Annotated in this window: 4 protein-coding genes; all 4 read left to right on the forward strand. The window is 57.2% G+C overall.

The window, feature by feature from the left end:
* Genes AC4HNJ_RS08035 through AC4HNJ_RS08050 form a run of 4 tightly spaced genes read left to right on the forward strand, consistent with a single transcriptional unit; the run spans position 1 to position 10,331 of the window.
* Positions 1 to 3,747, forward strand: a complete 3,747-nt coding sequence (locus AC4HNJ_RS08035) for a DUF6079 family protein (protein WP_490479036.1) — start codon at positions 1 to 3, stop codon at positions 3,745 to 3,747.
* Between the two features lie 35 nt (positions 3,748 to 3,782).
* Complete coding sequence (locus tag AC4HNJ_RS08040) at positions 3,783 to 5,666, forward strand: RNA/DNA-binding domain-containing protein (RefSeq protein WP_490479037.1); 1,884 nt, start codon at positions 3,783 to 3,785, stop codon at positions 5,664 to 5,666.
* Positions 5,656 to 7,545, forward strand: coding sequence for an ATP-binding protein (locus AC4HNJ_RS08045; protein WP_490479038.1), 1,890 nt, complete (start codon positions 5,656 to 5,658; stop codon positions 7,543 to 7,545). Before AC4HNJ_RS08040 ends, AC4HNJ_RS08045 begins: the two co-directional genes overlap by 11 nt.
* A gap of 17 nt (positions 7,546 to 7,562) precedes the next feature.
* Positions 7,563 to 10,331 (forward strand): DNA methyltransferase, encoded by a 2,769-nt coding sequence (locus tag AC4HNJ_RS08050; RefSeq protein WP_490479194.1) that lies wholly within the window; start codon positions 7,563 to 7,565, stop codon positions 10,329 to 10,331.
* The last annotated feature ends 3 nt before the right edge of the window (positions 10,332 to 10,334 follow it).

The raw sequence follows: 10,334 nt of genomic DNA on the forward strand, positions 1-10,334 counted from the left end.
ATGAAATACAAGGATCTCATCCAGTTCGAGCCGATCGAGTCTGTTGTTCAACTACTCGACGCCGACCGCCCGGATGAAGCCAAGAAGCTCGTCTCGACATTCGTCATCTCCGACGACATGGCCGAACGCATCGCCAAGCTCATGGTGCCTCAGCTCGGCTTTGACGAAGGAGTTGATCACAAAGGCGTGCTCATCGTTGGCAACTATGGCACCGGTAAATCGCATTTGATGTCGGTACTGTCGCTGGTGGCCGAGAACGCGGCGTATGCACCGATGATCCGACATCCCAAGGTCGTGGAAGCGGTGGCTTCCATTGCTGGGTGCTTCAAGGTGCTGCGCATCGAAGTCGGCGGCCTGGAAGTGCCACTGCGCCAGATCATCACCCAGCAGCTCGAACGCCTCCTCAAGAAGCTAGGCGTCGATTTCACTTTTCCGAGCGCCGACCAGGAACTGAACAACAAGGACTCATTCGAGGAGATGATGGCTGCGTTCGGTGAGAAATTCCCGAACCAGGGCTTGCTGCTCGTAGTGGATGAATTCCTCGAATACCTGCAATCACGCCGTGATCACGAACTGGTGCTCGATCTAGCCATACTGCGTCAGATCGGCGAAGTCGCTAAGCATTTGAAATTTCGTTTCGTCGCAGGTGTGCAGGAGGCGATCTTCGACAGTGGTCGCTTCCAGCATGTGGCTGACAGCATTCGCCGTGTCAACGAGCGATTTACGCAAATCCTGATCGATCGTCAGGACGTGAGCTTCGTTGTCTCAGCGCGCCTGCTCAAGAAGTCTGCCGACCAGCAGGACAAAATCCGCAATTACCTCAAACCGTTCGCCAAGTTCTATGGCTCGATGAATGAGCTTATGGACGAGTACGTGCGTCTGTTTCCCGTTCATCCGGACTACCTCAAGACCTTCGAGCAAATTCACTTCACCGAAAAGCGTGGTGCGCTCAAGACCATTGAGGCCGCAATGCATGCCATCCTCGACCAGGATGTGCCTGTCGATCGTCCGCAATTGATCACCTACGAGAGCTTCTGGAATACAGTCAAGAGCAACCAGGTACTGCGTGCCGATCCGAACATCAAGGAAGTAATGCGCGTCGCCGAAGTATTGGAATCTCGCATCCAGCAAGCATTCGCGCGGCCGGCTTACAAGCCAATGGCTTTGCGCGTCATCAATGGGCTGGCCGTGCATCGCCTGACCACTGGCGGTGACATACACGTTCCGATTGGTCCCACCGCCGCTGAACTACGCGATTCGCTATGCCTGTTCCAACCCGGTGTGGCAGACATGCCCGGCGAAGCCGCTGAAAATCTACTCTCAATGGTGCAGACCGTTTTGCGGGAAACCTTGAAGACCGTCAACGGCCAGTTCATTTCCAAGGCGCCCGATACTGAGCAGTATTACCTCGATCTCAAGAAAGACATCGATTACGACGCCCAGATCGAAAAGCGCGCCGAAGCCCTCTCCTACGATGCGCTTGACCGTGCCTATTACGACGCACTGTGGCAACTCATCAGCGAAGATCCGAACAAGCCAAACTATGTATCAGGATTCAAGATCTGGGAGTACCAGATCGAGTGGCAGGAACGTCGCGTCGAACGTTCGGGCTATCTCTTCTTCGGAGCGCCTAATGACCGACCGACAGCGCAGCCCGAGCGCGACTTTTATATCTACTTTATCCAACCCTTCGACAAACCTCGCTTTTCCGATTCACAGCAACCTGACGAAGTGTTCTTTCGCCTGAAAGCGCCGGGCGAAGACTACAAGCGTCACCTGTCGCAATACGCCGCAGCGCTGGATTTGGCATCTACCGCTAGCGGCGGTGCGAAGGCTGTCTATCAGTCCAAGGCACAGGACACCCTGCGCGCCATGAGTAAGTGGCTGCAAGAAAAGCAGTCGACCGAGTTTGAAGTTACCTATCAGGGCAAGGCCAAGACTCTGCAGGATTGGGCCAAGGGCGTGTCGCTACGCGATCGCGCGCGTTTGGGGTCGGAGGAGAAGATCAATTTCCGCGACATCGTAAATATCGTCTCAGGCTTGGTCTTGGCTCAGCATTTTGCTGACATTGCCCCCGAATATCCCAAGTTCTCAGTGCTGGTCACTGAGGCCAACCGCAAATCCCTTATCACCGGCACGCTGCGTGCGCTGGCGGCCGGCACGCGCACGAAGGACGCCATCGCCGTGCTCGATGCGCTGGAAGTGATGGATGGCGAACGCATCGATCCGGCCAATTCGCGCTACGCCCAGGAAGTGTTGAACCGCCTCAAGACCAAGGGCCATGGTCAGGTGCTCAATCGCAATGAACTTATAACCGGTGCTACCGACGTAGAGTATTTTTCTCCGACCAGGTATCGGCTGGAGCCCGATCTGCTCGTCGTCGTGCTAGGGGTACTGGTGTATTCCGGCGATATCGTGCTCTCGATTACCGGGGACAAGATTGACTCCGGCAAGCTCGCTCTACTGGGCGAGCGCTCGCTTGACGAACTTAAGCAGTTCAAGCACATCGAAGCGCCCAAGGAAATCAATCTCGCGGTGCTGCGCGCGCTGTTCGAGTTGTTCGGCCTGCCGTCCGGTCTGGCGCAAAAGGTCAGCCAAGGGGACACTGAGCCGGTCGTCACCTTGCAGGAGAAGGTCAGCACACTCGTGCCGCGCGTGCTCAAAGCAGGATCTGATCTCCAGCAAGGCAAACTAGGCTTCTGGGGCCAAAACCTGCTGCGCGAAGAGGAAGCCAAAGACTGGTATGGGCGGTTGGATGCACTGAAGAAGTTCACCGAAGCGCTGTCGCCCTACAACACCGTCGGTAAGCTCAAGAATCTGCGCGTCACACAGGAAGATATCGACACCCATGGGAAGAATTTGGCCGTACTGGCCGGAGTCGAACGCCTGTTGGATCTTGTCGGTGAACTCGGTGGTACCGCGTCGTACCTGTCGCAGGCGGAGATGGTCCTGCAGCCAGGTCACGACTGGGTGAAGCAGGCCGAGGCCACGCGCAAAGCCATGTTCGACAAGCTGGGCGAAGACCGCGCGGCTGAACGCGCCGCTGCCATTCTTAGCGATGGCCGCCAAACGCTGACCAAGCTCAAGAAGGACTACATCACCGCCTACATCGCCAGCCACAGCAAGGCTCGGCTGGGTGTGTCCGAGGAGAAAACGCGCAACACGTTACGCCGCGACGATCGCCTGCTCTCGTTGCGTGTGTTGGCAGGCGTGTCGCTGATGCCTACCAGCCAGCTCACTGCCTTCGAGGACGCGCTCAACAGCCTGAAAAGCTGCTCTGCACTGGACGAGCCTACGCTACTCGTGACACCAGTGTGCCCACACTGCCAATTCCGCCCGTCCGCCGAACAACTAGAACTGCTGCCCGCCGCCAGTCGCCTGAACAAGTTGGATGACGATCTGGATCAATTGCAGGCCAACTGGCAGCAGACATTGCTGGAAAATCTGGAAGATCCATTCACTCAGGACAGCCTTGGCCTGCTGTCGCCCGCAGCGAAGAAGCAGATTGATGCTTTCCTTGCTACGCGCAAGCTGCCGGAGCCAGTGACATCCGATTTTGCCAGTGCCGTACAGGAAGCTTTGTCCGGGCTGGAGAAGATCACGGTCAAGATCGATGAACTGCGTCACGCGCTGCTACAAGGCGGATCACCTGCCACGCCTGAAGAGCTGCGCAAGCGTTTCGACGCGCTCATCAGCGATCGTAGCAAAGGCAAGGACGCCACCAAGCTGCGCTTCGTGATCGAGTGATGCAATGAAGGCGACGAACTTTCGACGGAGTGAACATGGATAGGGATGAACTGATCGCGCGGCTTCAATCCATCGAGTGGAACGACATCGAGTTCAAGGAGGCGACATGGGCTGTACCCAGGAATGCACTTGAAACCGTCAGCGCCTTTGCTAACACAGCGGGCGGGCATCTGGTGTTCGGCGTAAAGCAGACCAACGGTACGTTTACCATCACTGGCGTCACCGATGCTGACAGGATGCAAAACGATTTCCTTGGGCAAGTGCGGGATGTCAACAAAGTCAGCATTCGCTTACCTATCAATGGCACGGTGCACCAACTCCCCGGGGGTGCAGTTCTGGCTTTCTACGTGCCGGAGGCCAAGCGCAACGAAAAACCCGTGTTCATTGATCGCTCACCACACAAGGCATACATCCGTCGCGGTGGCCGCGATGACACTTGCACGGGTGACGAACTGCTACGCTTCATCCGCGATGCATCGAACGTCCGCTACGACGCCGAACCACTGGACGTTGACATCAGCCGCTGCTTCGATGAACCCACCGTGCGCTGGTATCGCGCGCGCTTCGCCGCCAGCAACCCCGGCAGAGACACCGCCGCCGATGACACCGCGTTCCTGCGCAACTGGGGCTTCCTTGTCGAACAAGGTGGCGTGTTGCGTCCCACCCGCGCCGCGATTCTAGTGTTGGGCAGTGGCGAATACGTCCGGCAGGTGCTACCACGCATGGCGGCGGACGTGCAGTTCTACTCCAACGCCAGCGCCGAGTACGATTCCGCTGTCCGCTGGGCCGACCGCATCACCGTCGAAGACAATCTTATCAAGGCGTGGCAGGCCATCATCGAGTTCTACTACCGCCACAGTGAGCGGCCATTTGCCGTTGACGCCGCGACCCTGCGCCGCGACGACGAACCGCCGGACTACATTTCCTTCCGTGAAGCTGCGATCAATCTGCTGATCCATCAGGACTTCGGCGACACCACCCGCGTACCAGTCATCCGCCTCTTCCGCGACCAGACCGAGTTCTTCAACCCTGGTGATGCTTTTGCTTCGCGCGAGCAACTGCTCGACCCCGGCGACAAGGAAGTGCGTAACCCCAGCATCGTCAACGCCTTCCGCCGCATCGGCCTGTCCGACCAAGGCGGCACCGGTGTGCGCGCTATCTTCGACGGTTGGCGCAAGCTGGGCTACCTGCCGCCGGAAATCGAGAACCACAAGGCCGAGAAGAGCTTCCGCCTACGCCTGCGCAAGGAAAAGCTCATCACCGAAGCCCAGCTTCTGGCACAAGCCAGCCTGGGCGTGCACTTGTCTGAACAGGAGGCCGATGTCTTCGCCTACGTCACCCGCAAGGGCCAGATCGACTTGACCGACGTGAAGGCGCTCACCGGCTTTTCCGGCGCGGACGCCCGTCAGCTTGTACAGCGGCTCACCGTACAAGCCCTGCTGGTGACTCAGAGCGAAACCGGCAATTTGTTCGGTTTGGCCGAGCACCTGCGTGCCCGTTTCCTGCCGGTCGCGCCCGGTCAAGCGGAAATAGGTGAGGAAAATCAACTATCTGGATCAGAAGCGGCGGCAACAGGCACCACCGAACAAGTGACCGAACAAGTCGCGCCGGGGCAGCCGGGACTTGATCGGTCACTTGATCGGTTGACGGACGTGCAGTGGAGCATTGTCGGCCACGCCGACGTGCCGCGCTCGCTGGCCGAGCTGATGGCCCGCACTGGCTACCGCCAGCGCCCACACTTCGTGGCCACGCATCTGGAGCCGCTGCTCACCGGCGGGGTGCTGCGCCTGACCATCCCCGACAAACCGCGTTCGTCGCAGCAACGCTATGTGCTCACTGACGCGGGCGTGCAGCTCAAGCTGCTGCGCGAACAACAACAGGCTGATGCTCAACCGAGAGGCGAAGACAATGGACATTGAAACCTCTGGTGCCATCAAGCTGTTCTTTCCCAATCCATCATTGACACTGGTTTATTTCGAGGCGCTGGCCAATGCGCTGGATGCCGGCGCCACGGAGGTGTCCATTGATATTGATGTGCAGGCATACGACAAGCCGGCCACGTTGAAGATCAGCGTTACAGACAACGGCGATGGATTCACGGATGAGAATTTTGATCGCTTCAAAACCTTGTTGAAGCCCAGGGACAAATTCCACAAGGGCATTGGTCGCCTGGTGTTCCTCAACTATTTTGATCGCGTTGAAGTCGTCAGCACGCGGGACAGATGGCAGCGGAAGTTCACTTTCAAAGAAGGCTTTGATGGCAACGCGCCACTCCAAGAGCTTGGGCAGGCACAGGAAGCCAAAACGACTTTGACGTTCACCGGCTTTGCGGGCGCGCGCGTCAAGTCCTATGACGATCTGAAGCCAGATGCCATCAAACCGCTTTTGATCGAACAGTTCCTGCCAACGCTTGACGCGCGCAAGCGTGACGGCAAGGCATTCAAGATTTCGATCAGCCTCAAGACATCCGAGAGCAACGCTCAGAAGGAATTCTTACCGCACGAGACAACGATAACGCCCGACGATTTACCTGCAATGACCAAGATCACCATCCAGGATGATTCCCTGGACGCCATCTCGACCATTGACATGCACTATCACGTCGAGTCGGTATCAGGGAGGGGGAGCCTGCTTATCGCCTTCAGTATTGATGGCCGGACTATTCCGGTGAATCTGATACCGCCTTCGTCATTTCCTCCGGGCTACATGGGTGTCTTCCTGTTTGAGTCGGAGATGTTCCACTCCAATGCCGATAGTTCGCGCCAGAAGCTGGTGTTGCCGGATGGCATGCCGGAGGCAAGTCTTTATCGCGTATTGCGCCGGGAACTCGGCAGGATTCTTGCGGAGAAAATTCCCCAGATCACCGAAAAGAATGAAAAGGTCAAGGAAGAATTCGAGGAACAATTCCCGCATCTGCTGGGCTACTTCGAGGAAGATACCGTTGGTCTGATTGATCGTGATGATGCCCTGACAATCGCCCAGCAACGCTTTTTCCGAGTTCAGAAAGAGGTTCTTCAATGCGAGAAATTGACGGATGCAGCGTATGAGAAGTCGCTGGAGATGTCATCGCGAACGTTGACCGAATACATCTTGTACCGCGACAAGATCATCGGCCGCATGAAGGAAATGACGGCTGACAATGCCGAATCTGAAATACACAACCTGATCGTTCCGAGGTTCGAGGAGTTCTCGCAAGATGCCATGTCTTCGGAGATTTACCAGAATAATGCCTGGTTGCTCGATGACAAGTTCATGGTGTTTAGAACCATCCTCAGCGAGAGGCGGATGGATACCGTCATCAATGCCATACGGTTGGATGGGGAAAGCGAGGATGACGCGGGCAGGCCGGATATCGCCATGATCTTCTCCGCAGACCCGGACAACACGGGTGCGGTGGACGTGGTAATCGTCGAGATAAAGAAGAAAACGGACGATGAAAAAGAAAACCAATATGCCATTAATCAACTGCTTGATCGTGCGGTGAAACTCGCGGCGCATTGCCCCAACATCCAGAGAATCTGGTACTACGCCGTCATCCAGATTAGCGACACGATGGGGATACGGTTGCGCCAGCAAAACTGGGCGCCACTATTCTCCATGGGTAAGTTGTACTACCAGGAATTCAGAACCGAACGACCTGACGGAACCGTAGTTCCGACTCCGACGTTTGTCGTGTCCTTCGATGCCATCGTGGCGGATGCCGAAAGCAGAAACCACACATTCCTCGAAATTTTGAGGAGTGGAATGAAGAGATATGCCGAAGACCAAATCGTAGCCGATGCTTCGGAAAGTCAATGACCAATAGCGACGTAACCATGAACGACTTGCTACACAACCAGCGCGGCGAAGCAACCGGCCCTGTCGAATGCCTCGGACAGACATTCCCCAGTGACGCCGCGCGGCGCGAGCACTTCCTGAAGCTGTTGGCCGAGAAGCTGCAAGACCCAGCGTTCCGCAAGCAAGAAGGTTTCCCGCAGGGCACGGACGCAGCCATTCTCGCCATGTCCGATCCGCCTTACTACACGGCCTGCCCGAACCCGTGGCTGGCGGAGTTCGTGGCGCACTACGGCAAGCCTTACGACCCGGCGGTGAAATACAGCCGCGAGCCGCTGGCGATTGACGTGAGCGTGGGAAAGACCGACGCCATCTACAAGGCACACAGCTACCACACCAAGGTGCCGCACCTGGCCATCGTGCCGTCCATCCTGCACTACACCCAGCCGGGCGACGTGGTGCTGGACGGTTTTTCCGGTTCGGGCATGACGGGCGTGGCTGCACAGTGGTGCGGAACGGCACCTACCAGCTATCGGTTTGAGTTGGAGCAGGCGTGGAAGAGGGAAGGCCGCGCCATGCCCAAGTGGGGCGCGCGCCGCGCGGTGCTCAATGACCTATCGCCCGCCGCCACATTCATCGGCGCCAACTACAACATTCCCTTCGATGTGGATGCCTTCGCCAAGGCGGGCAAGCAACTGCTCAAGGCCGTGGAGCAGGACATCGGCTGGATGTATGAAACGCTGCACAGCGATGGCAAGACCACGGCGCGAATTGACTACACGGTGTGGAGCGAAGTGCTGGCCTGCCCGTCGTGCGCGGGCGAGATCGTGTTCACCGATGCGGCGCTTGATGAGGAAACGAAGGAAGTCGCAGAGGTGCTGACCTGCCCGCATTGCGGCGCACAGGCAAAAAAGGAGCAGATGGATCTGCAATTCGAGACGTTCATTGATCCTGCGACCGGACAGACCGACAAGCGTCCGAAGCGCGTGCCGTCGCTCATCGTGTACAAACTGGGCAAAACCGCTTACACCAAGAAGCCAGACAAAGCCGACTTGGAACGAATCGCAAAGATCGCTGCGTTGCCGCTGCCGAAAAACATGCCGGTAGATCGCTTGCCGGATATGCAGATGACGCGCGTGGGTCGAATGAAGACCACCAACTCTGCGTCGATTCACTTCATGTTTCTTCCGCGCGCGGCGCAAGCAATGGCGCTGCTTTGGGAGAAGGCCAAAGCCACTCCAAATCCGAGAGCCCGAAACATCCTGCTGTTCACGGTTGAACAGGCGATCTGGGGTTTGTCAATTCTTGCGCGATATACGCCAACGCACTTTTCGCAAGTGAATCAATACTTGAGTGGCGTCTATTACGTCGCCTCGCAGCACGCAGAGTGCAGTCCTTGGTACATCCTCGATGGAAAAATTGATCGACTCATCAAAGCTTTTCGCAATTTCACAATCGATGCTGGTAACGCGGCAATCAATACGGGAACGGCTGCGCGCTTGCCTCTGTCCGACAACGCCATCGACTACATCTTCACTGACCCGCCGTTCGGCGAAAACATCTATTACTCCGACTTGAACTTTCTGGTTGAGTCTTGGCACGGCGTCAAGACTGACCCTAACCCGGAAGCCATCGTCGACCGCGTACGGCAGAAGGGAATCCCTGAATACCAGCACCTGATGTATAGCTGCTTCTCGGAGTATTTCCGTGTGCTCAAGCCGGGCCGTTGGATGACAGTGGTGTTCTCCAACAGCAAGGCAGCAGTGTGGAATGCCATCCAGGTCGCCTTGCAGCAGACCGGCTTTGTCGTGGCCGAAGTCACGGCACTGGACAAGCAGCAAGGCAGCTTCCAGCAAGTGATGTCGCCCAACACCGTCAAACAAGACTTGGTCATCTCCGTTTACAAACCCAACGGCGGGCTGGAAGAACGTTTTACGAAAAGTGGCGCGACGGTCGAATCCGCGTGGGACTTCGTGCAGACGCATCTGCGGCAACTCTCCGTCACCAAAGTCAAGAACGGCGAACTGGAGTTCATCATTGAGCGCGATCCTCGCCGCATCTATGACCGCATGGTCGCGTGGTTCGTGCGCCACGATGCGCCCGTTCCGCTCTCGAATGACGAGTTCCAAATAAGCATCCGAAGCCGCTTCCCCGAACGCGACGGCATGATCTTTCTTCCCGAACAAGTGACCGAATACGACAAGAAGCGAGCGCAAACCGCACAAGCGCCTCAGATGGAGCTGTTCGTCTCCGACGAGCGTAGTGCCATCGACTGGGCTGCGGATTTCCTCAAGGCGCGGCCATCCACCTATCAGGACATCCACCCGGAGTTCATCAAGCAACTGGGCGCGGGCTGGAAGAAGCACGAAACCCGCCCGGAACTCTCGGCGTTGCTGGAAGCCAATTTCCTGCGCTATGACGGGACGAGCGAGGTGCCCAGCCAGATTCACCGGTATCTCTCGACCAACTACCACGATCTGCGCGGCCTTGAAAAAAGCGATCCGCGCCTGATCGCCAAAGCGCAGGATCGCTGGTATGTCCCCGATCCGAACAAGGCGCAGGACTTGGAGAAGAAGCGCGAAAAGGCGTTACTTAAAGAGTTCGACCACTACAAGGCGTTCACTGGCCGCAAGATCAAGGAATCAAGGCTGGAAGTGCTGCGCGCCGGGTTCCGCGCAGCGTGGGCCGCAAAAGACTACGCGACGATCCTTACCATCGCGCAAAAGCTGCCGGAAGAAACCCTGCAAGAGGACGAAAAGCTGCTCACCCTGTACGACCTGGCATTGACGCGCAGCGAACACGGGGCTTGAGCC

This window comes from Dyella sp. SYSU CM1112 (assembly GCF_058216415.1).

Coding starts and splice junctions, on each gene's coding strand:
- AC4HNJ_RS08035 (WP_490479036.1), top strand. CDS start 1: ATGAAATACAAGGATCTCATCCAGTTCGAGCCGATCGAGTCTGTTGTT.
- AC4HNJ_RS08040 (WP_490479037.1), top strand. CDS start 3,783: ATGGATAGGGATGAACTGATCGCGCGGCTTCAATCCATCGAGTGGAAC.
- AC4HNJ_RS08045 (WP_490479038.1), top strand. CDS start 5,656: ATGGACATTGAAACCTCTGGTGCCATCAAGCTGTTCTTTCCCAATCCA.
- AC4HNJ_RS08050 (WP_490479194.1), top strand. CDS start 7,563: ATGAACGACTTGCTACACAACCAGCGCGGCGAAGCAACCGGCCCTGTC.